At 61.1% G+C, this 21,598-nt stretch carries 18 protein-coding genes; 12 read left to right on the forward strand and 6 right to left on the reverse strand.

The window, feature by feature from the left end; translation table 11 throughout:
- Positions 1-204: 204 nt before the first annotated feature.
- Positions 205-3,561, forward strand: coding sequence for an AAA family ATPase (locus LMTR13_RS10930; protein WP_065727881.1), 3,357 nt, complete (start codon positions 205-207; stop codon positions 3,559-3,561).
- 27 nt (positions 3,562-3,588) lie between these two features.
- On the opposite strand, the gene LMTR13_RS10935 is transcribed toward LMTR13_RS10930, so the two are convergent.
- The 5 genes from LMTR13_RS10935 to LMTR13_RS10955 all read right to left on the reverse strand — a co-directional run bounded on the left by LMTR13_RS10935 (position 3,589) and on the right by LMTR13_RS10955 (position 8,019).
- Complete coding sequence (locus LMTR13_RS10935; protein ID WP_065732598.1) at positions 3,589-4,881, reverse strand: patatin-like phospholipase family protein; 1,293 nt, start codon at positions 4,879-4,881, stop codon at positions 3,589-3,591.
- A gap of 98 nt (positions 4,882-4,979) precedes the next feature.
- On the reverse strand, positions 4,980-5,882 hold the full coding sequence (locus LMTR13_RS10940; protein WP_065727882.1) for an encapsulin: 903 nt from the start codon (positions 5,880-5,882) through the stop codon (positions 4,980-4,982).
- Between the two features lie 37 nt (positions 5,883-5,919).
- Complete coding sequence (locus LMTR13_RS40550; protein ID WP_156795551.1) at positions 5,920-6,174, reverse strand: hypothetical protein; 255 nt, start codon at positions 6,172-6,174, stop codon at positions 5,920-5,922.
- Between the two features lie 244 nt (positions 6,175-6,418).
- Positions 6,419-6,733: a patatin-like phospholipase family protein gene (locus LMTR13_RS10950; RefSeq protein ID WP_236843350.1), complete on the reverse strand. Its 315-nt coding sequence runs from the start codon at positions 6,731-6,733 to the stop codon at positions 6,419-6,421.
- 440 nt (positions 6,734-7,173) lie between these two features.
- Entirely contained in the window at positions 7,174-8,019 is an 846-nt protein-coding gene (locus LMTR13_RS10955) for a uroporphyrinogen-III synthase (protein WP_065732599.1), read from the reverse strand.
- Between the two features lie 143 nt (positions 8,020-8,162).
- Between LMTR13_RS10955 and purU the strand changes: the two genes are divergently transcribed.
- The gene (purU, locus tag LMTR13_RS10960; RefSeq protein WP_065727885.1) at positions 8,163-9,026 is read left to right on the forward strand and encodes a formyltetrahydrofolate deformylase; all 864 of its coding nucleotides are present in this window, start codon (positions 8,163-8,165) and stop codon (positions 9,024-9,026) included.
- Here purU and LMTR13_RS10965 read toward each other — a convergent pair.
- Positions 9,023-9,301, reverse strand: coding sequence for a hypothetical protein (locus LMTR13_RS10965; RefSeq protein WP_065727886.1), 279 nt, complete (start codon positions 9,299-9,301; stop codon positions 9,023-9,025). The genes purU and LMTR13_RS10965 overlap by 4 nt on opposite strands.
- A 395-nt stretch (positions 9,302-9,696) precedes the next feature.
- Between LMTR13_RS10965 and LMTR13_RS10970 the strand changes: the two genes are divergently transcribed.
- From LMTR13_RS10970 to LMTR13_RS11015, 10 genes are all read left to right on the forward strand, one after another.
- The gene (locus tag LMTR13_RS10970) at positions 9,697-10,821 is read left to right on the forward strand and encodes an ABC transporter substrate-binding protein (protein WP_418219791.1); all 1,125 of its coding nucleotides are present in this window, start codon (positions 9,697-9,699) and stop codon (positions 10,819-10,821) included.
- Between the two features lie 150 nt (positions 10,822-10,971).
- Positions 10,972-11,841 (forward strand): branched-chain amino acid ABC transporter permease, encoded by an 870-nt coding sequence (locus LMTR13_RS10975; protein WP_065727887.1) that lies wholly within the window; start codon positions 10,972-10,974, stop codon positions 11,839-11,841.
- Between the two features lie 7 nt (positions 11,842-11,848).
- On the forward strand, positions 11,849-12,880 hold the full coding sequence (locus LMTR13_RS10980) for a branched-chain amino acid ABC transporter permease (protein ID WP_065727888.1): 1,032 nt from the start codon (positions 11,849-11,851) through the stop codon (positions 12,878-12,880).
- Positions 12,877-13,629: an ABC transporter ATP-binding protein gene (locus tag LMTR13_RS10985; RefSeq protein WP_065727889.1), complete on the forward strand. Its 753-nt coding sequence runs from the start codon at positions 12,877-12,879 to the stop codon at positions 13,627-13,629. The genes LMTR13_RS10980 and LMTR13_RS10985 overlap by 4 nt, the downstream gene beginning before the upstream one ends.
- On the forward strand, positions 13,622-14,338 hold the full coding sequence (locus LMTR13_RS10990) for an ABC transporter ATP-binding protein (protein WP_065727890.1): 717 nt from the start codon (positions 13,622-13,624) through the stop codon (positions 14,336-14,338). The genes LMTR13_RS10985 and LMTR13_RS10990 overlap by 8 nt, the downstream gene beginning before the upstream one ends.
- An 18-nt stretch (positions 14,339-14,356) precedes the next feature.
- Positions 14,357-15,478 (forward strand): cobalamin-independent methionine synthase II family protein, encoded by a 1,122-nt coding sequence (locus LMTR13_RS10995; protein WP_065727891.1) that lies wholly within the window; start codon positions 14,357-14,359, stop codon positions 15,476-15,478.
- 158 nt (positions 15,479-15,636) lie between these two features.
- Positions 15,637-16,989 carry a hypothetical protein gene (locus LMTR13_RS11000; protein WP_065727892.1) on the forward strand — a complete coding sequence of 451 codons (1,353 nt, stop codon included), beginning with the start codon at positions 15,637-15,639 and terminating at the stop codon, positions 16,987-16,989.
- A gap of 60 nt (positions 16,990-17,049) precedes the next feature.
- Positions 17,050-18,243 carry a methionine adenosyltransferase gene (gene metK / locus LMTR13_RS11005; protein WP_065727893.1) on the forward strand — a complete coding sequence of 398 codons (1,194 nt, stop codon included), beginning with the start codon at positions 17,050-17,052 and terminating at the stop codon, positions 18,241-18,243.
- A 128-nt stretch (positions 18,244-18,371) separates the two neighbouring features.
- Positions 18,372-19,805: an adenosylhomocysteinase gene (gene ahcY, locus LMTR13_RS11010; RefSeq protein WP_065727894.1), complete on the forward strand. Its 1,434-nt coding sequence runs from the start codon at positions 18,372-18,374 to the stop codon at positions 19,803-19,805.
- Between the two features lie 222 nt (positions 19,806-20,027).
- Positions 20,028-21,494, forward strand: coding sequence for a flavin-containing monooxygenase (locus tag LMTR13_RS11015; RefSeq protein WP_065727895.1), 1,467 nt, complete (start codon positions 20,028-20,030; stop codon positions 21,492-21,494).
- Positions 21,495-21,598 lie beyond the last annotated feature (104 nt).

A 21,598-nucleotide genomic window follows, 5' to 3' on the forward strand; every position in this document is an offset into this window, starting at 1 on the left:
AATCAGGAGCTGAAATCGAAACCAGCCGAGTTTTGCAACAGAATCGACCCCCTAACAGACATCGCGCTTGGCAGAGTCCACTTTTCGCCGGGGCCACTGCGTTACGCTGAACCAGACGTCCGGCGGTCGGCGCTTCCGTCGACAGATGTGCCTTCGCAAGGCTCTCCCATGTGCTATTCTCATTGTATACGCCATAGGTATACCATGACGGGTATTGCAGAGTGGCTAGCATCGATCGGTTTGAGCGAGTACACCGAGCGATTCCGCGAAAACGCCATCGACCTCTCAGTCGTTCGAGATCTCACGGAGCAGGATCTAAAGGACCTGGGTGTTCTGCTTGGGCATCGCCGCAAGATGCTGCGCGCGATCGCAGAACTTCAGGGAGAGGTTCCGCGAACACCTCGAACAGGCACCAAGCCGGCGTCGGCGGACAACGCCGCGCGGCGTCAACTTACAGTCATGTTTTGCGATCTGGTCGGCTCGTCGGCCCTTTCGGCTCGCCTTGATCTCGAGGACTTGCGGGCCGTAATGGGCGCCTATCACCGCTGCATCGCAGAGGTTGTCGCCCAGAATGACGGGGTTATCGCGCGGTACATGGGAGATGGCGTGCTCGCCTATTTCGGCTATCCTCAGGCGCACGAGGACGATGCCGAACAGGCGACACGCGCCGGGCTGGCGCTGGTCGATGCCGTGGCTAAGCTCCGGACGGACCCCGCCACCGAGCTGCAGGTTCGCGTTGGCATCGCTACCGGCATGGTGGTCGTGGGCGATTTGACCGGCGAAGGCTCGGCCCAAGAGCAGACGGTCATCGGCGAGACGCCGAACTTAGCTGCGCGCCTGCAGCAGTTCGCCAGTCCCGGTACCGTGCTGATTTCCGAGAGTACGCACCGACTCACTGATGGGCATTTCGAATACCGCGATCTCGGTCCTGTCGCGCTTAAAGGATGGGCGGAGCCAATACCAGCTTGGCAGGTCCTGGGAACGACCGAAGTGGAAAGCCGTTTCGAGGCACAGCACAAAACCCGATTGGCGCCGCCAATTGGGCGTGACGAGGAAATCGAGATGCTGTTGCGTCGCTGGCAGCACGCCAAGCGTGGCGAAGGTTGCGCCGTGATGCTCACCGGAGAGCCCGGTATCGGCAAGTCGCACATTGCTTTAGCGCTTGACGAGCGGCTCCACGCCGAACCGCACATCACGGTGCGCCAGTTCTGCTCGGCGCACCACACTAACAGTGCGCTGTATCCATTCATCCGCCAGCTCGAACGGGCTGCCCGGTTCGAGCGGAGCGACCCGCCGGCGGAGAAGTTCGCCAAGCTTGAAGCGCTGCTCGTGCGGTCCGGCGCTGATGCCGACCGCGTCGTGCTACCTCTGGCCAACCTTCTGTCGATACCACCCAGTGACCGTTACCGCATGCCAGAGCTGAGCCCGCAGAAGCGCAAGGAGATAACATTGGCGGCGTTTTTGACTCAGCTCAATGGCTTGGCGGCGCGACAGCCCGTGTTTGTCATTGTTGAGGATGTCCATTGGGCGGATCCGACGTCGCTGGAGCTGCTCACGATGACCTTGGAACAGGTACCGCGGCTTCGGGTGCTACTGCTCATCACCGCGAGGCCCGAGTTCGCGCCGCCCTGGCCAGGTCATGCACATGTGACGACGATCTCGCTCACGCGGCTGAACCGGCGCGACGGGGCGGCGTTAATCGAGCGCGTCACCGCCGGCAAAACGCTCCCCGGGGAGGTAATGGACCAGATCCTCGCCCGCACCGATGGCGTGCCCCTGTTCGTGGAGGAGCTGACCAAGACGGTGCTCGAAACCGGGCTGTTACATGAGCAGGACGATCACTACGTCCTCAACCGTCCTCTGCCCTCGATGGCGATTCCGACGACATTGCACGCATCGCTGATGGCGAGGCTCGATCGATTGGCTCCGGTGAGGGAGGTAGCTCAGATCGGCGCTGTGGTGGGTCGCGAGTTCTCCTACGAACTGCTGAGCGCCGTAGCTGGGTTGCCAAAAGAGAGACTTGAGGAGGCGCTTGCCCAGTTGGTTCGGTCGGAGTTGATATTCTGCCGGGGCGAGATACCCCAGGCGGTCTATACCTTCAAGCACGCGCTTGTGCGGGATGCTGCCTACTCGGGGCTCCTGAAGAGCCGACGCGCAGCGCTGCATGCCACAATCGCAGACGCCTTCGAGCAACGGTTCCCGGAAATCGTGGAGACTCAACCCGAAACTCTCGCGCATCATCTGACGGAGGCCGGGCTGTTCCAAAAGGCAGAGGCATATTGGCTGCAGGCCGGCAGGAAGGCCGCGATGCGCTCGGCCAACCTTGAGGCCATCGCGCATTTGCAACGAGGTATCGAGGCCTTGGGCCATCTGCCTGACAGCGCGCGAAAGGACAGGTTGGAACTTGACTTCCAATTCGCTCTCGGGCCCTGCCTGATCGCTACCCAAGGGCCGGCCTCGAACAAGGCGATGGCAACCTTCACCCGCGCGCGCGAGCTGTGCGAGCGCCTTGGAGACCCTCCCGAGCGACACCAGGTGATGTTCTGGTTGACCACGGCGAGCGTAATGCGCGGTGAGTTGCCGCTGGCCGAGGAAACGATCGCAGCCCTGCTCCAACTCGCCGAAGCGCGCGACGATCGACCGGCGTTGCTCAACGCGATGCGCGGGCAGGGGATGATCCGCCTTTTCATGGGACGTCTCACCGGTGCCCATGAAGCGATCGAACGGGCCTACGAAGCATTCGAGGCCAGCAGCGAGGAGGATAGGCTGGCGGCGCGTGCGGCCGGCCAGGATGCCGGCGTGGCCGATCTGGCGCTGATGTCGTGGGCCCTCTGGCTGCTCGGCCACGCCGATACGGCAATTATGCGAATGAACGCTGCCATTCAGCGTGCCAACGCCATCGGTCATCCGCATTCGCAGGCGTATGCTTGTTACTATGCATGCATTATTTACGCGCTTCGCGGCGAGTTCCTGACTGCGCAAGGTCATGCCGAACGCTGTATCGCCCTGTCGGAGGAGCATGGATTCCGGCAATGGCGCCTGGCGCGCGCCATTCGGGGCATATGCGTAGCGTCGCTCGATCCTTCACCCAGCGCACTCGGGGAGATCCGTGCCGCGCTGGACGAATATCGTAGCGCAGGTTATCAGCTGGCTACCACTGCGCTCGACGTGCTTTTGTGCCCGCCGTTGTTGATCGATCACGACTACGAGGCCGCGCTGGAATTGGTCGAGCACGGCCTCGCTACAACCAGCCGCAACAGCGAACGAATTTTGGAGGCCGAATTGTATCGGCTGAAGGCACGGGTGCTGGTCGTCCGCGGCCGACCAGACGTCGAAGCCGAAGCGCAGGCACTGCTCGACCAGGCATTAAGCACGGCAAGAAGCCAACACGCCAAGACGCTTGAACTTCGAGCCGCAACGGACCGTGCCGCGCTGTGGATCGATCAGGGCAGACGCGAGGAAGCGCTCAATTTCCTCGCGCCGATCTACGCCTCGTTCACGGAGGGCTTCGACACACAAGATCTAAAGCAGGCAGAGACTTTGCTCGACCGGTTGAGGTGACGTTACCTGGACTACAGCAATTTGGTCTTAGAGCTGCTGTTTACCTTGGCTTTGCAGAGCCGCTCGCTTTACATATTCATCATGTTTCTTGAGCAGCGCTAGCCATTCGTCCTTGTCTTTCTCTTCCGGATTTTCGTTTATAAAATATGGCTTGTTGTGCGGCTTTTCCTTTATCTCTCTGCCATACACTGCAATTGCTTGGTCCGCAGCGGCTTTCCCCAGCTTTCGCCCGTTATCCAGATTGCTGTGATTCCAGTTGAAATTGATGTGCCCCGGCACGTGAATCTCGACGACTGTGCCGTTCCATTCTTTCCCTGTTCCCGGATTGTCATACCGGACATGGTATTTGAACAGCTTGACGTCATCTTCGCCCACGGTTGCTGCAAACAATTGGCAAAGATTTGCCAAGGCATCATGAAGATTTTCCGGTTTTCGGATTTGCTTCGAATCGACGATCCTGCTCACCCATATTTCGTCTAGATTGGAGTGTTCCTCGAGTAAGCTCCAGAAGTTGACCGTATCGACCAAAGCTCCTTCGCAGTAGGTAACCCCGTCGATTTCTACGGTTCCCTCGACGAAGGGGAGAGCCGAACACGCACAAAGAGAGCGTGCATCGATAGAACCCTTGTACTCTTTCGTTTTTTTCATTTCACGATTGGAAAACAACGCGAGCTTCCGTTCGTCGAGATTCCACGCGTTGTGAAAGATGGCTGGCTTTCCTTGCTTTTCCAGCTCCGCGAAATTTATGCTCTTCATGAACTCGCTATCAGGATAGTTGATCCTGGACAGGCCGTTGACATTGGACAAGTACATCATCGATGTGAGGTAACGGACGAGGGGATTGGTCGCCATCGCTTGGTTGAGAATCCATCTATTGAAATCCCCTTCATCCAATTTTGTGAATTTCCTCTTTTGATACCGGTCAGGGAACTGATCGAAGAAAATCTTCATGGAGTCCTGGAAGACATCCATCATCTTGTAAGGGTCCCATAGGAAGTCTTTATAGTTTTCGCGGTCGGTGACGAAGTCATTCAGAGCCTTGATATTGCTGCGCCAATCCGGTCCGAAAACGGTGTTTATCGGAAAGCGCGCATAGCTTTCGTCGTCCCGAAAAACTCCATTCTTGAAGAATTGATAAGTCTTTTCGACCCTATCTTCGTTGTCACCCCACTGATTGTAAACAATGCCAACCCATGCGCCGATGCAGGACAATGCCCACACATCAAACGTTATATCGTTGTCGGCAAGAGCTTCCAGAACCCCGATGTGCAGCCCTGCTGCCGGCCCACCACCACCAAGCGCAATTGCTCTCTTCACCATTGGTTCCTCCATTTAATCTGTTGCGTGCCTCAATTTGAACGTTCTCCGATCGAGTTTTTGAACTACACGAGTTGTCGCTTGCACTGCGTTGTGTGGCGCTATGGTGGGAACAACAGCCGCACCGCGGCTTCCGGCTCCTTGCGACGCATCGCGAGCACGCCGTAGAGTCGGAAGCGGTACCGATCCTGCGCGGTCGTTTCGATGAAGCGCAGCGTTGGTTCTACAGCAACGACTCGGTCTGCAGGATCGCCTCCAACCGAAACAAGCACTCCTTCTTCCGCATCAAGCGCCGGGGAACGTCGAATGGGCGATGCCAAAAGAGGCTCTATCTGGTCCTTTGGAAGTACCAGAGCGGGTGCGTTCGGTGTGAGGGCGGCGATGAAAGCATCGCGTCCGAGAATCAGGTGATATGGCCCCATGTGTCCGGCTGCTTCCAAAATGACAATCGCTTCGGCTACAGCCGAAACGATGAGGGGGCCGTAACCGAATCCGCCCCCCGTAGCATTCACTAGCTGATGCGGCCGACGGCGCGGGCCGTAGGCGACATTGCGAGCACTACCAGCCAAGCCATCATAGTTCGCGCGGTCCTGCCCGCGTTGAATATCCGCGCGCCTTGGCAGAGCACGACCATCTGGCCGATAGCCGTTAGCAACGACTGCAAGGCCGCGAAGAAGTACCTCATCCTCGATGCGAGCAAAATCGCTCGCGGCGCGTCGAGCCAATGAAAGTGCGCGCGTGAGCTCGGGTTGCTGGACCTGCTGCTTATCCAAGAAGAACTGGACCGAGATCTCGGGTAGCGGGATCGTCGTCACGTCATCGATGGTGCGCGTCAGAGCGTCGATCCGATCAATGGCGACTGTCTTGTCGTTTGCACCGACTTTCGTCGTCGGAATCACTTGTTCCACGACCCGAACGCGTTTCACTTCCGATGCGACTGCCGCGTCGATGGCCCCCCACTGCTGCTGTGTCCAATCAACTCCCAATCGTTGAGCGTCACCCATTGTGTGCTCCTTCCTGGTCCGTCCAGAGCTATGGCTTTCACTTCTTGCCCTTCGCTTCGCCTTCCTTCTGACCAGACAGTTTCACGCGTTCTTCCTGGAGCTTCGTTTTCGCTGCTTCTTCATCGTCACAGGAATGCACGATCGTCCAGGTCCGGGGGACCCATCGCTCCCTGAAGGCCGTTTCGTCGGCTTCAAGCTCGTTCTCCGGCTCTTTATCTGGCGGTTTGCTGCCGTAAAAAATCTGGAGCTGATCTCTGTCCGTGCTCACAACGTAATATTTAAGGTTTGGCATGATAACTTGCTCCTACTCAGACGTAACGTTGACCTACAGCTCCAGGTAGCGCAGAACCTCGAAATGCTTTTGAGGATTCTTGCTCCGTCGATCAGGACGGCGGATGCTGTCCGCGTGATCAGCTCGATACGTTGATAGTCCTCCGACCTAAGCCTCTTCAGGGACATCGTTGGGTCTTCTTGCTTAGTCGGAAATGTACGGGTCCCAGAGGAAGCCTTTATAGTCGTCGCGGTCGGTGACGAAGTTATTCAGAGGCTTTATGTTGCTTGCGCCAAGCGGGCCCGAATACCGTATTGATCGGAAAGCGCTCATAGCTTTCGTCGTCCCGAAAAACGCCATTCTTGAAGAATTGATAGGTCAGCTCGGCCCTGTCTTTGTTTTCAACTTCATCGCCGAATTGATTGTAGACAATGCCAACCCAGGCGCCGATGCAGGACAATGCCCACACATCAAACGTTATCTTCGGCTTGATGTCGGCAGCGGCAATAGCTTCCAGAACCCCGATGTGCAGGCCGGCTGCGGGACCGCCGCCGCCGAGCGTAATCGCTCTCTTCACCATTGGTTCCTCCATCTAATTATCGTGTGGCTTATTCTCCGATCAGGTTTCTGAATTGCGTGAAGAGGAAGAGATTAATCGTTTTTGGGATCATTGGAAAGCGCGATGGACGTCGATGTTCGACGCTCTCCCGAACCTGGTGATCGCACTAGCGCACATCCGCCAAAGGGCCCGGGCCTGCGTACGTGCGCGTTAGTTTGGCGCCATCGTCCATTTGTGAGCCAGTTCACGTCAGATATTAATCGCTGACGGTAGTATGGAAGTAGCTGTAGTCAGTTCGTGACTTCCGTTATCGCGGGTAAGGTGGACCTTCCTTAGCCGTGTCGTCAGGTCAGCTAGCTTGGCACGTCCCGGACATGCGGAGATCAGCGCGTAATATCCGCTTTCAGCAGCAAAGCGGACGTTTTGCCGGTCGCGAGTAATCCAGATTATGGTTGAACTCGTCAGTTTCCCGCAGCCGCGCGCGGCGGATTCCTGCCAAGCTCTGCCGCCATCGCCGATATCAGCGGCCGCATGAAGAAGGCGTCCTCGGCCGGATAGATATCGGTGCGCAGGCCGTGGGATTTAAGTTCATCCGATACCGCCGGTCCGACGGAAGCGATCGGGGTGCGATCGAGCCCGGCGCGTAACCGGTCCTCGCAGCCGCGCGCGCGGGCGACTTCGATCAGGCGGCGGACCTGGCCGAGATTGGTCAGCGCGATCGCGTCGATGCGGCCAGCCGCCATCTCGTCGATCGCGCTGATGATGTTGGCGTCGGCGGCTTGCGCGTCGTAGACGTAAGGCAGCACGGTATCGACCTCGGCGCCTTGCGCTTTGACCGCGCCGATCAGTACGCTGTGATCCTTGTCGGGATAGAGTTGCAGGCCCACGCGATGGCCGCTGAGGTCTAGCCGCGACAGCATCTCGGCGACGCCTTCGGAGGTTGGCTTCTCCGTCGTCATCTGCGGCTCCAGCCCGATTTCGCGCAGCGCCTTGCCCGGCTTGGGCCCGCGGGCGAATTTGCGTGCCTTGCCGAGCGAGGCAATGAATTCCTGCTCGACGCCGATGCGCCGGACGACCTTCATCAGCCGGCGCAGGCCTTCGCCGGTCATCAGCACCAAATCGTCAAACGGCTTTTCGATCGACCGCCTGATCCAGGCTTCGATGGGCGCCGGATCCGGCGCGTCGTGGATGGTGAACATCGGACATTGCAGCACGTCGGCGCCCTGCTCGGTGAGCAGGCGGGAAAACTGCGCTTCCTCGCGCGTTTCCAGGATCAGGATGCGGTAACCGTTCAGTCTGTCAGCCATGATCTCGCTCCAACGCTTTCGCTTCGCGCTTTGTTCATCCTGACCCCGGTTTCCGGATTGGCGCAAGCGCCTCTGCGGTGATAGAGCAGGGCCGCAAATCCGAGGTTTCACCCTTCTGCCCGAATTGTAGCCAAGTCCGCGCCATGCCCGATCATCAATTCGTCCTGACCCTGTCCTGCCCGGATCGCCCCGGCATCGTTTCCGCGGTGTCGACCTTTCTGGCCCATAACGGTCAGAACATCCTGGACGCCCAGCAGTTCGACGACGTCGAGACCAAGAAATTCTTCATGCGGGTGGTGTTCACCGCCGCCGATCTCGCGGTCGAACTGCAGGCCTTGCAGACCGGTTTCACCGCGATCGCCGATCGCTTCGGCATGGAGTGGCAAATGCGCGACCGCGCTAGCCGGCGCCGGGTGATGCTGCTGGTCTCGAAGTCGGATCATTGCCTGGTCGATATCCTCTATCGCTGGCGCACCGGCGAACTCGAAATGATCCCGACCGCGATCGTGTCCAACCATCCGCGCGAGACCTATGGCTCGCTCGATTTCGGCGAGATCCCGTTCCACTATTTGCCGGTGACGAAGGAAACCAAGCGCGAGCAGGAAGAGGCGGTCTGGAAACTGGTGCAGGACACTGGGACCGATCTCGTCGTACTGGCCCGCTACATGCAGATACTGTCGGACGAAATGTCGGCAAAACTATCCGGGCGCTGCATCAATATCCACCATTCGTTCCTGCCGGGCTTCAAGGGCGCGCGGCCCTATCACCAGGCCCATGAGCGCGGCGTCAAGCTGATCGGCGCCACCGCGCATTACGTCACGCGCGACCTCGATGAAGGCCCGATCATCGACCAGGACGTCGAGCGCATCAGCCATCGCGATACGCCGGAAGATCTGTCGCGCAAGGGCCGCGACATCGAACGCCGCGTGCTGGCGCGCGCGATGCGCCATCACCTCGAGGATCGCGTCATCCTCAACGGCCGCAAGACCGTGGTGTTTATGGACTAGCGCGCCGCATCCTGGGACCCGGGAGCCGGGTTGGTCTCCTTGTCGCGCTCGGAAGCCGGCATCAGGCGTTTTCGCTCGCGCTCCCGCATGTACTCGTCATACTTCGCGGTTCCCGGGCGCGGCGGCGCGTCGGCGGGCAGGCCCCCGGCCCAGGCCGGAATGGCATCGCTGACGCCGGCTGAGACCTTCTCGTTGATGGTACCACAGCCGCTCAAGCCGCTGCCCGCGAGGGCAACGGTGGCGATCATGGCAATGTGGCGCGCGCTGGTCGGCATCGGCAGAAGGTTACGCCTTTGACGTTTAAGGATGATGGATTTAGGGCGCTGTCTTGGGGAACCGATGAGAGGCCGTTCTTTGTTGACAGGACTTCATTTGTACGATCGTACAAAATAGGCGGCAACCGCGGGACATGCGGTCAGCGACATCGGATCATATTATAGTACCATCGTGTCTTTCACGGCTATGGGCTTCATCGCTGCGACACGCCCATGGTCCGATTGACAAAAGGACGGTCAAGGACGCCATGTTGCCGTGCTACCCGGCGGAAAATTCTGGGTTATGGTGAGATCAAGGGCCGGGGACTCGGTTCGAGGCACAAGGCCGATCAGGGGGAGAGATGCTCATGTCTATTCGCAGTCAACTATTGCTGGCCGCAGCCTCGGTCGCCGCGATGCTGGCGCTTGCGCCGGCCCACGCCCAGGAAACAGTCAAGATCGGCCTGATCCTGCCGATGACCGGTGGCCAGGCATCGACCGGCAAGCAGATCGACAACGCGGTCAAGCTCTACATGCAGCAGAACGGCGATACCGTCGCCGGTAAGAAGATCGAAGTCATCCTCAAGGACGACGCAGCGGTTCCCGACAATACCAAGCGTCTCGCGCAGGAACTGATCGTCAACGACAAGGTCAATTTCATCGCGGGTTTTGGCGTGACCCCGGCAGCCCTTGCCGCCGCGCCGCTGGCGACGCAGGCCAAGGTTCCGGAAATCGTGATGGCGGCGGGCACCTCGATCATCACGGAGCGCTCGCCCTATATCGTCCGTACCTCCTTCACGCTGGCGCAGTCGTCGACCATCATCGGTGACTGGGCCGCCAAGAACGGCATCAAGAAGGTGGCGACGCTGACCTCCGACTACGCGCCCGGCAACGACGCTCTGAACTTCTTCAAGCAGAACTTCACCGCCGGTGGCGGCGAGATCGTCGAAGAGGTGAAGGTGCCGCTGCAAAACCCTGATTTCGCTCCGTTTCTGCAGCGCATGAAGGATGCCAAGCCCGATGCGGTGTTCGTGTTCGTGCCGGCGGGGCAGGGCGGCGGCTTCATGAAGCAGTATGCCGAGCGCGGGCTCGACAAGGCGGGCATCCGGGTGATTGGCCCCGGCGACGTGATGGATGACGACCTGCTCAACGGCATGGGCGACGCCGCGCTCGGCACCGTGACGGCGCATATGTACTCCGCCGCGCATCCGTCGGCCGCGAACAAGGAATTCGTCGCTGCCTACAAGAAGGCTTTCGGCCAGCGCCCGGGCTTCATGGCGGTGGGCGGCTATGACGGCATCCGCCTGATCTACGAGGCACTGAAGAAGACCGGCGGCAAGACCGACGGCGATGCGCTGGTCGCGGCGATGAAGGGCATGAAGTGGGAAAGCCCGCGCGGCCCGATCATGATCGATCCGGAAACCCGCGACATCGTGCAGAACATCTACATCCGCAAGGTCGAGAAGGTCGACGGCGAACTCTATAACGTCGAGTTCGCGACCTTCGAGGCGGTGAAAGATTCCGGCAAGACGAAGAAGTGACGGCAAAGCCGTCATTCCGGGGCGCGCAAAGCGCGAACGATGGTGCGCAATTGCGCACCTAAGAATCTCGAGGTTGTTGCAAAGAGATTCCGGGTTCAGCGCTGCTGCGCCGCCCCGGAATGACGAGTCCTAAAGGTTCTTCGGCGCCCCATGACCACGCTATTCACCATCCTGTTCGACGGTGTCGCCTACGGCATGCTGCTGTTCGTGCTCGCCTGCGGGCTGGCGGTGACGCTCGGGCTGATGAATTTCGTCAATCTCGCCCATGGCGCCTTCGCCATGACCGGCGGCTATATTTGCGCGGTGCTGGTGAACAATTCCGGCTGGCCGTTCTTCGCGGCGCTTCCGCTCGCCTTTGTCTCAGCCGCGGCGATAGGCGTGGCGCTGGAGCGCACGCTCTACCGCCACCTCTATACCCGCAGCCACCTCGACCAGGTGTTGTTCACGATCGGCCTCACCTTCATGTCGGTAGCGGCGGTCGATTACATCATGGGATCGTCGCGGATCTTCATCAAGCTGCCGGCGGCGCTGGAAGGCCAGTTCGATTTCTTCGGGGTCGGCATCGGCCGTTACCGCCTGATGATCATCGTGATCTGCGGCCTGCTCACGGTGGCGCTGCAACTGATCCTGTCGAAAACCCGTTTTGGCAGCCGCCTGCGCGCCGCGGTCGACGATCCGCGCGCGGCCAGCGGCCTCGGCATCAACGTGCCGCAGGTGTTTGCGTTCACTTTCGCTTTCGGCTGCGGCCTTGCCGGCCTCGGCGGCGCGCTGAGCGCCGAGATTCTCGGGCTCGATCCGTATTTCCCGCTGAAATTCATGATCTACTTTTTGATCGTGGTCACCGTCGGCGGCTCCTCCAGCATCACCGGGCCGTTCCTCGCTTCGCTTTTGCTCGGTATCGGCGACGTTGCCGGCAAATATTACGTGCCGAAGATGGGACCGTTCGTCATCTACACGATCATGATCGTGATCCTGATCTGGCGTCCGAACGGCCTGTTCGGCCGCGCCGCTGCGCGTTGAGTCCAAGATGACCGCAACCTCCGACGTCTCATCCCATGCCATCGCCCGCGCCCGCTGGCGCCCGGCCGAGATTGCGTTCTGGATTCTTGCCTTGTCCTGCGCGTTCCTGTTTCCGTCCCGTTATCTGATCATGACCGATATCTTGCGGCTGGCGTTGTTCACGCTGTCGCTCGATCTGATCCTCGGCTACGCCGGCATCGTCTCATTGGGGCATGCCGCGTTCTTTGGCGTTGGCGCCTATTCGGCGGGCTTGCTGGCGCTGCACGGCATCATCAACGAGCCGGTGATCGCGCTGGTCGTCGCCGGCCTCGTCGCCATGGTGCTCGGCTTCCTCACCAGTTTCCTTGTCATCCGCGGCGTCGACCTGACGCGGCTGATGGTGACGCTCGGCATTGCGCTGTTGCTCGAAGCGCTGGCGGAGCGCTTCTCCAACATCACCGGCGGCACCGACGGGCTGCAGGGCATCGAGATGCAGCCGATCCTCGGCCTGTTCGCGTTCGACATGTTCGGCAAGACCGGGTTCTTCTATTCGCTGATCGTGCTGTTCCTGCTGTTTCTGTTGGCGCGGCGGATCGTGAATTCGCCGTTCGGCCTGTCGCTGCGCGCAATCAAAAACAATCCGTTGCGGGCATCCGCGATCGGTGTGCCCGTCAACCGCCGCCTGATCGCGATCTATACGATCGCCGCGTTCTACGCCGGCATTGCCGGTGCGCTGTTCACCCAGACCACGGCGCTCGCCTCGCTCGACGTGTTCGCGTTCGAACGCTCGGCCGATCTGATGCTGGTGCTGGTGATCGGCGGCACCGGCTATCTCTATGGCGGGCTGATTGGCGCCGTCGTCTTCAAGATGCTGCAGGAACTGTTTCAGACCATCACGCCGCAATACTGGCTGTTCTGGATCGGCCTCGTTCTGGTGGTGATGGTGCTGGTCGGCCGCGAGCGCATCCATCGCTGGGTGCTTTGGGGGCCGAACCTCGTCATCCGTCAGGTCTTCGGACGCAAGGCCGTCGTTGCCGTTCCCGAGAGCGACGCGCCATGACGATCGCGCTGGAAACCAGGGGGCTGGAAAAATCCTTCGGCGGGTTGAGGGTCACGCGCGACCTGTCGCTGAAAGTAGAGCAGGGCGCCCGCCATGCCCTGATCGGGCCGAATGGCGCCGGCAAGACCACCGTCATCAATCTCCTGACCGGTGTGCTGAAGCCCAATGCCGGGCGGATATTGCTGGAAGGCAATGACATCACGGACCTTGCGGTTCACAAGCGGGTGCTCCGCGGGCTGTCGCGCACCTTCCAAATCAATCAGCTCTATGCCGATCTGACTCCGCTGGAAACCGTGGGGCTCGCGGTGTCCGAGCGGCTCGGCCGCGGCGGCGACTGGTGGCGCCGGATGGGTACGCGCGACGACGTCAACCAGGAGATCGCGGAAACGCTCGGGCGCTTTCATTTGCTCGACGTGATGAACGAGCGCACGGCGACGCTGCCTTATGGCAAGCAGCGCCTGCTCGAGATCGCAGTCGCGATTGCCACCAAACCGCGGGTGCTGCTGCTCGACGAGCCCGCCGCCGGCGTGCCCGAGAGCGAGCGCCACGATATTCTAGCGGCCGTCGCCGCCCTGCCGAGGGACGTCACAGTATTGCTGATCGAGCACGATATGGATCTGGTGTTTTCCTTTGCCGACCGGATTTCGGTGCTGGTCAATGGCGCCATGCTGGTGGAGGGACCACCGGATGAGGTGGCGCGGGATCCCCAGGTCAAGGCGGTTTATCTGGGCGAGGCGGTCCATGCCTGAGCTTCTCGCCATCGACGCCTTGCGCGCCGGCTACGGCGAAGCCGTGGTGCTGCCCTCGATGTCGCTGACGCTGGGCGAGGGCCAGGTGCTGGCGCTGCTGGGGCGCAACGGCACGGGCAAGACCACGCTGATCAATTCGATCGTCGGCATCACCCGACGCTTCGGCGGAACGATCGCGCTCGGTGGGCTGGATATCACCACGATGCGCCCGGACCAGCGGGCGCGGGCCGGGATCGGCTGGGTGCCGCAGGAACGCAATATCTTTCGCTCGCTGACGGTCGAGGAAAACATGACCGCCGTGGCCCAGCCCGGCCCATGGACCGTGGAAAAGGTCTACGAGATGTTTCCGCGGCTGAAGGAGCGCCGCAGCAATTTCGGCAACCAGCTCTCCGGCGGCGAGCAGCAGATGCTGGCGATCGGCCGCGCGCTGACCCTCAATCCCAAGGTGCTGCTGCTGGACGAGCCGACCGAGGGGCTCGCGCCCATCATCGTCGAGGAACTGCTGCGGGCGCTCGGCACCATCACCCGGGCCGGGGGCATCTGCTCTGTTATCGTCGAGCAGAACGCACAAAAGATTCTGGGGTTGGCCGATCGGGTTGTGATATTGGAACGCGGCGCAATCGTGCATGATGCGGCCAGCAGCGCGTTGAAAGCCGATCCCGCCGTGCTCGAACGCTATCTCGGCGTCGCTGGCGCCGTCGCGCATTAGATTTGATGGGAGTTGACCATGCAGAGAACAAAGCCACCGTTCCGCGCCGACGAAGTCGGCAGCCTGTTGCGGCCACAGCGCATCAAGGAAGCGCGCGCCAAGCTGGAGAAGGGTGAGATCACGGCGGAGGACCTGCGCAAGGCCGAAGACCTCGAGATCGAAAAGGTCGTGCACAAGCAGGCCTCTATCGGCCTCAAGCTCGCGACCGACGGCGAATTCCGCCGCTCCTGGTGGCATTTCGATTTTCTTAGCCAACTGACGGGGTGCGAACTCTTCCACCCCGAAACCGGCATTCAGTTCGCGGGCGTCGAGACCCGCCACGACGCCGTCCGCGTGATCGGCAAGCTCGATTTCCCCGACAACCATCCGATGCTGGATCACTTCCGCTTCCTGAAGAAGCATGCCGACACGGCGCACGTCACGCCGAAGATGACGATCCCGTCGCCGGCCGTGCTGCATTTTCGCGGCGGCCGCAAGTCGATCTCGAAGGAGGTCTACCCCGATCTCGAGGAATTCTTCCTCGACCTGGGGAAGACCTACCGCAAGGCGGTGAAGGCGTTCTACGACGCCGGCTGCCGTTACCTGCAGTTCGACGATACTGTCTGGGCCTATCTCTGCTCGCAGGACGAGCTGCAGAAGGCGCGCGAGCGCGGCGACAACCCCGACGGTCTGCAGGAAATCTATGCGCGCATCATCAACTATGCGCTGGCCGAGCGGCCGTCCGATATGGTGATCACCACCCATGTCTGCCGCGGCAATTTCCGCTCGACCTGGATTTCCTCGGGCGGTTACGAGCCGGTGGCGGAGACCATGCTCGCCGGCACCAATTACGACGGCTACTTCCTCGAATATGATTCCGACCGCGCCGGCGGCTTCGAGCCGCTGCGCTACCTGCCGAAGGGCAACAAAGTCGTGGTGGTCGGCGTCATTACCTCGAAATTCGGTGAGCTCGAAAAGAAGGACGACATCAAGCGCCGCCTCGAAGAGGCCGCCAAATTTGCTCCGCTCGACCAGCTCGCGGTCTCGCCGCAATGCGGCTTTGCTTCCACCGAGGAGGGCAACATCCTCTCCGAGGAAGAGCAGTGGGCGAAGCTGAGCCTCGCGGTGGAGGTGGCGAACGAGGTGTGGGGGAAGTCGTAGACACTCAGCCGTCATTGCGTGGAGCGTGAGCGGCGGGCGTTCGCCTCGCAACGACGGCGCTTGGGCCGGACAGGGATTCATTTCCCTCGGTGGGCAGATGGTGGTAGGACAACCGGGCCATCTCGTGCTGCCCACCGGTGCTTCCCAAACCCTCTGCCATGAAAAACGACCAGATCCTCAGCCAGATCACCGAATTCTGCCGCCAGGCCGACATGGCGGAGACGACGTTTGGCCGCCGGGCGGTCAACGACGGCAAGCTGGTGCACCGGCTGCGTGAGGGCAAGCGCATCACCATCGATACGCTGGACCGCATCCAGGCCTATATCGCGGCGTCCACCGGCGCGCTGCCGCCGCCGCGCGGCCTCGAAGTGCCGCCGGAAAAGCGCGACCCCAGGGGCAATTTCCGCTTCTTCGAGAACCGGCAGAAATACCTGCTGTTCGTCCATACCTGCAGCGAAAAGCGGGTGATTGCGGAGCGGGTGGCGCTGGAGCTCTCCAGCCTGCACCCACGGCCGCCGGCGCTGCGGGTATTCGATGCGGGCGTCGGCGACGGCACGGTGCTGGCAAGGGTGATGCGCTCGATGCACGGCCGCTTTCCCCATATGCCGTTCTACATCGCCGGCAAGGAATTGAGCCTGGAGGACGTCCGTCTCACGCTCGACAAGGTGCCGGACCGGCTGTTCGAGCACCCCGCGACCGTCGTCGTCCTGACCAACATGCATTACGCGGAGGCGCCCTGGCTGACGCCGGCTTCGCCTGCGGCAGCCGCGGGCATGCTCTGGCATGAGGTGGCTCTCCGGGGGGGCTCTTCGGGGGAATTCGAGACCCAGATCGCAGAACTGGGGCCGTTTCTGGAACAGAACTGGCGGGCCAATATCAGCCCCAAATCGGGCATGCCGATCTATGAGCGGCCGGTGGCGCTGGTGCTGTACCGGGAGGACCACCGGTTCCTGCTTGATTCGATCATCCCGCGGGCAGGCCGAACCGAGGCCAATTTCGACCTCGTGATCGCATCCCAGCCATACCGGGCGAAATCCTCTGTGAATTTCCGCGCCAAGCGGATTATCGCGCCATTGGCCCGGAGCTTGCGGGCAGGCGGCCGTTTGATTGGAATTCACTCCCACGGGCAGGATCCGGGCCTGGAAATCATCCAGGCGGTCTGGCCGGGAGAAAATCCTTTCGCCGTGAGCCGCCATGAGCTATTGCGCGCGGTGAAATACGAGCTGGGTTCGGCCGGGCGGGATCTTAACTTTAATGCCTATGCCGATAACCGTTCCATCTTCCGTTATGATATGGAAGCGCTGCCCAACGAGGTCACCGGCTCGATCGGAACCTCGACGGCCTTTGCAGCGTGGAACGCGGCGGTGTATGTCGCCCAGATCGAAGATGACCGGTTGACGGAAATGACTGAAAACAGCCGAACCCTCGATGCCACCAGAGAGGTTCTGCGCAAGCATAATGGGCTTTGGTTTTACGACGAATCCTACGTCATTTCGCGCCGTCGCGACTGACATTCCAGGATACACAACACAGACAGCCGCCGGGGTCCGGCGGGAACAAGGGGTTTGTTGATGCGCGCGTCCTATCTCTTCACCAGCGAGTCGGTTTCCGAGGGTCATCCGGACAAGGTTTGCGATCGAATCTCGGACGAGATCGTCGACCTGTTCTACCGGGAAGGTCCGAAGGCGGGCATCGATCCGTGGCAGATCCGTGCCGCCTGCGAAACGCTCGCAACCACCAACAAGGTGGTGATCGCCGGTGAAACCCGCGGCCCGGAATCGGTCACCAATGAGCAGATCGAAAGCACCGTGCGCGAGGCGATCAAGGACATCGGCTACGAGCAGGAGGGTTTTCACTGGAAGACCGCCGACATTGAAATCCTGCTGCATCCGCAATCCGCTGACATCGCGCAGGGCGTCGATGCCAAGCAGCCCAGCAACCAGGAAGAAGGCGCGGGCGATCAGGGCATCATGTTCGGCTACGCCACCAACGAAACGCCCGACCTGATGCCGGCGCCGATCTTCTACGCCCACAAGATCCTGCGGTTGATTTCCGAAGCCCGCCACTCCGGCCGCGAGAAGGTGCTGGGTCCGGACTCCAAGAGCCAGGTCACCGTGCAATACGAGAATGGCAAGCCGGTCGGCGTCCGCGAGATCGTGGTCTCGCACCAGCATCTGGTCGAGGACCTCACTTCCAGTCAGATCCGTGACATCGTCGAACCCTATGTCCGCGAAGCGCTGCCGAAGGAATGGATCAACGGCAAGACCATCTGGCACATCAACCCGACCGGAAAATTCTTCATCGGTGGTCCCGACGGCGATTCCGGTCTCACCGGCCGCAAGATCATCGTCGATACCTATGGCGGCGCAGCCCCGCATGGCGGCGGCGCCTTCTCCGGCAAGGACCCGACCAAGGTCGACCGTTCGGCTGCCTATGCCGCGCGCTACGTCGCCAAGAACATCGTCGCCGCCGGTCTCGCCGATCGCTGCACGCTGCAGCTTGCTTACGCGATCGGTGTGGCGCGTCCGCTGTCGATCTATATCGACACCCACGGTACCGGAAAGGTGCCGGAGGACCAGCTCGAGAAGGCGGCGGCGAAGGCAATGGATTTGACGCCGCGCGGCATCCGCACCCATCTCGATCTCAATCGCCCGATCTACGCGCGCACCGCGGCCTATGGTCATTTCGGCCGCACGCCCGACAATGAAGGCGGCTTCTCCTGGGAGAAGACCGATCTGGTCGAGCCGCTCAAGCGCGCGGTTTAGTTTTAACAGCGTCATTCCGGGGCACCGCGACAGCGGTGAACCCGGAATCTTTTTCCATGATTTCGAGATTCCGGGTTCGTGGCTCACGCGCGCCCCGGAATGACGAGCTCAACAGAGGGAAACTCCCCATGACCACCGCCGCCGCCAAGCAGCCCGCCTTCACCGACTACATCGTCAAGGACATCTCGCTCGCCGAGTTCGGCCGCAAGGAGATCTCGCTGGCCGAGACCGAGATGCCGGGCCTGATGGCGACGCGCGAGGAATACGGTCCGAAGCAACCGCTGAAGGGCGCCCGCATCGCCGGCTCCCTGCACATGACGATCCAGACCGCGGTCTTGATCGAGACGCTGGCCGCACTCGGCGCCGACATCCGCTGGGTGTCGTGCAACATCTATTCGACGCAGGACCATGCGGCTGCCGCGATCGCCGCCGCCGGCATTCCGGTGTTTGCGGTGAAGGGCGAGACGCTTGCCGAATACTGGGACTACACCGCAAAGCTGTTCGACTGGCACGGCGGCGGCACGCCCAACATGATCCTCGATGACGGCGGCGACGCCACCATGCTGGTGCATGCCGGCTACCGCGCCGAGCAGGGCGATACCGCCTTCCTCGACAAGCCGACTTCGGAGGAAGAGGAAATCTTCTATGCGCTCGTCAAGCGCCTCCTGAAGGAGAAGCCGAAGGGCTACTTCGCCGAGATCGCCAAGAACATCAAGGGCGTCTCGGAGGAGACCACCACGGGTGTGCACCGCCTCTACGACATGGCAAACAAGGGCACGCTCCTGTTCCCCGCCATCAACGTCAACGACAGCGTCACCAAGTCGAAATTCGATAATCTCTACGGCTGCCGCGAGTCGCTGGTCGACGGCATCCGCCGCGGCACCGACGTCATGATGTCCGGCAAGACCGCGATGGTCGCGGGCTTCGGCGACGTCGGCAAGGGCTCGGCCGCCTCGCTGCGCCAGGCCGGCTGCCGCGTCATGGTCTCCGAAGTCGATCCGATCTGCGCGCTGCAGGCGGCGATGGAAGGCTATGAAGTCGTCACCATGGAAGACGCCGCGCCCCGCGCCGACATCTTCGTCACCGCGACCGGCAACAAGGACATCATCACCATCGACCACATGCGCGCGATGAAGGATCGCGCCATCGTCTGCAACATCGGCCACTTCGACAACGAGATCCAGATCGCGGGCCTGCGTAACCTGAAATGGACCAACATCAAGCCGCAGGTCGACGAGATCGAATTCCCCGACAAGCACCGCATTATCTTGTTGTCGGAGGGCCGTCTGGTGAATCTCGGCAACGCCATGGGCCATCCGTCGTTCGTGATGTCGGCGTCCTTCACCAACCAGACGCTGGCGCAGATCGAGCTGTTCGCCAACAACAAGGACGGCAAGTACGAGAAGAGGGTCTACGTGCTGCCGAAGACGCTGGACGAGAAGGTGGCGCGGCTCCATCTCGCCAAGATCGGCGTCAAGCTGACCGAACTGCGCAAGGACCAGGCCGACTATATCGGCGTCAAGCCGGAAGGCCCGTTCAAGTCGGATCATTACCGCTACTGATTTCACGCAGGATGTGCCGTCGCGGGCGACGTCCTGAAGTAAACGCCAAGGCACTACCAAGCCCCGGAGCGATCCGGGGCTTTTTGCTGGCCGGTCGCACAACCTGCGATGGTTGAAATTCAACAGTAAATTCCGATACAGCCTGTATCGTCGCAGCAACCTGACAATGCGAGTTGCAATTTCTGCCTGCTGCCCATTACATCTGAAAGCAGGGAGATCGCCATGACCGATACGGCAGAGCATTTCGACGTCCTCATTGTCGGCGCGGGACTGTCCGGGATCGGCGCGGGGTATCACCTGCAGGAGAAGTGCCCGGGCAAGAGCTACGTGATCCTGGAGGGGCGCGACTGCATCGGCGGCACCTGGGATCTCTTCCGCTATCCCGGCATCCGCTCCGACTCCGACATGTACACGCTCGGCTATTCGTTCCGGCCGTGGACCGAGCCGAAGGCGATCGCCGACGGCCCGCGTATCCTGAACTACGTCCGCGAGACCGCAACCGACAACGGCATCGACAAGCACATCCGTTTCCACCACCGCGTCAATCGCGCGTCGTGGTCTTCGCCGGATTCGTGCTGGACGGTGGAAGCCGAACGCACCACAGGCGAGGGCGCAACCGAGATCGCGCGCTTCACCTGCAGTTTCCTGTTCATGTGCTCGGGCTACTACAAATACGAGGAGGGCTACACGCCGGAGTTTTCGGGCACCGCGGATTTCGCCGGCCAGATCGTACATCCGCAGAAATGGCCGGAGGATATCGACTATGCGGGAAAACGCGTGGTCGTGATCGGCTCGGGCGCCACCGCGGTGACGCTGGTGCCGGAAATGGCGAAGACCGCTGCGCACGTCACCATGCTGCAGCGTTCGCCGACCTACGTGGTGGCGCGGCCGGCGGAAGATGCGCTTGCCAACAAGCTGCGCCGGAATCTTTCCGCCAAGCTCGCCTATCACCTGATCCGCTGGCGCAATGTGCTGTTCGGCATGTATTTCTTCCAGCTCTGCCGGCGCAAGCCGGACCGCGCCAAGCAACTCATCCTCGGCGGAGTGAAGATGGCGCTGGGGCCGGAATACGACGTGGCCAAGCATTTTACGCCGCGCTACAATCCGTGGGAGCAGCGGCTGTGTCTGGTGCCCGACGGCGACCTGTTCAAGTCGATCCGCGACAAGCGCGCTTCCGTCGTCACCAACGAGATCGATACGTTCACCAGGCGCGGCATCAAGCTGAAGGACGGCAGCGAGCTCGAGGCCGACATCATCGTCACCGCGACCGGACTGATCCTGCAGGTGCTCGGGGGGCTTGAAGTCAGTGTCGACGGCCGCACGGTCGATTTCGCGCGCACGCTGAACTACAAGGGCATGATGTATTCGGACATCCCGAACATGGCGTCCGCGTTCGGCTACACCAACGCGTCGTGGACGCTGAAGTGCGATCTGACCTGCGAATATGTCTGCCGCCTCATCAACTACATGGACCGCAACGGCTACAAGCAATGCATGCCGCATAATGTCGACCCTGACGTCACCGAACTGCCGTCGCTCGATTTTTCCTCCGGCTACGTGCAGCGCTCGATCGCCAAACTGCCCAAGCAGGGCTCGAAGCGGCCGTGGCGGCTGTACCAGAACTACGCGCTCGACATCGTCACGCTCCGCTACGGCAAGATCGATGATGGCGTGATGCAGTATTCGTGAACTCGCATCGGCGGTGGCTGCGTCCGGACGGTTCCATGCGTTATTTCGCGTATACGTGTGTGAAGACGAATCGTCCAAAATGCCCTCACGGTTAACGCCGGATT

The organism is Bradyrhizobium icense (assembly GCF_001693385.1).
In the GTDB taxonomy this organism is placed as follows: domain Bacteria; phylum Pseudomonadota; class Alphaproteobacteria; order Rhizobiales; family Xanthobacteraceae; genus Bradyrhizobium; species Bradyrhizobium icense.

What these genes read in the sequence shown, in the direction of transcription:
- LMTR13_RS10985 (WP_065727889.1), top strand. Translation starts at nt 12,877, where the DNA reads ATGACGATCGCGCTGGAAACCAGGGGGCTGGAAAAATCCTTCGGCGGG.
- LMTR13_RS10950 (WP_236843350.1), bottom strand. Translation starts at nt 6,733, where the DNA reads ATGGTGAAGAGAGCGATTACGCTCGGCGGCGGCGGTCCCGCAGCCGGC.
- LMTR13_RS10965 (WP_065727886.1), bottom strand. Translation starts at nt 9,301, where the DNA reads ATGCCGACCAGCGCGCGCCACATTGCCATGATCGCCACCGTTGCCCTC.
- LMTR13_RS10990 (WP_065727890.1), top strand. Translation starts at nt 13,622, where the DNA reads ATGCCTGAGCTTCTCGCCATCGACGCCTTGCGCGCCGGCTACGGCGAA.
- LMTR13_RS10955 (WP_065732599.1), bottom strand. Translation starts at nt 8,019, where the DNA reads ATGGCTGACAGACTGAACGGTTACCGCATCCTGATCCTGGAAACGCGC.
- LMTR13_RS10980 (WP_065727888.1), top strand. Translation starts at nt 11,849, where the DNA reads ATGACCGCAACCTCCGACGTCTCATCCCATGCCATCGCCCGCGCCCGC.
- LMTR13_RS11000 (WP_065727892.1), top strand. Translation starts at nt 15,637, where the DNA reads ATGAAAAACGACCAGATCCTCAGCCAGATCACCGAATTCTGCCGCCAG.
- LMTR13_RS10930 (WP_065727881.1), top strand. Translation starts at nt 205, where the DNA reads ATGACGGGTATTGCAGAGTGGCTAGCATCGATCGGTTTGAGCGAGTAC.
- purU (WP_065727885.1), top strand. Translation starts at nt 8,163, where the DNA reads ATGCCCGATCATCAATTCGTCCTGACCCTGTCCTGCCCGGATCGCCCC.
- LMTR13_RS10995 (WP_065727891.1), top strand. Translation starts at nt 14,357, where the DNA reads ATGCAGAGAACAAAGCCACCGTTCCGCGCCGACGAAGTCGGCAGCCTG.
- ahcY (WP_065727894.1), top strand. Translation starts at nt 18,372, where the DNA reads ATGACCACCGCCGCCGCCAAGCAGCCCGCCTTCACCGACTACATCGTC.
- LMTR13_RS10975 (WP_065727887.1), top strand. Translation starts at nt 10,972, where the DNA reads ATGACCACGCTATTCACCATCCTGTTCGACGGTGTCGCCTACGGCATG.
- LMTR13_RS40550 (WP_156795551.1), bottom strand. Translation starts at nt 6,174, where the DNA reads ATGCCAAACCTTAAATATTACGTTGTGAGCACGGACAGAGATCAGCTC.
- LMTR13_RS10935 (WP_065732598.1), bottom strand. Translation starts at nt 4,881, where the DNA reads ATGGTGAAGAGAGCAATTGCGCTTGGTGGTGGTGGGCCGGCAGCAGGG.
- LMTR13_RS10940 (WP_065727882.1), bottom strand. Translation starts at nt 5,882, where the DNA reads ATGGGTGACGCTCAACGATTGGGAGTTGATTGGACACAGCAGCAGTGG.
- LMTR13_RS11015 (WP_065727895.1), top strand. Translation starts at nt 20,028, where the DNA reads ATGACCGATACGGCAGAGCATTTCGACGTCCTCATTGTCGGCGCGGGA.
- metK (WP_065727893.1), top strand. Translation starts at nt 17,050, where the DNA reads ATGCGCGCGTCCTATCTCTTCACCAGCGAGTCGGTTTCCGAGGGTCAT.
- LMTR13_RS10970 (WP_418219791.1), top strand. Translation starts at nt 9,697, where the DNA reads ATGCTGGCGCTTGCGCCGGCCCACGCCCAGGAAACAGTCAAGATCGGC.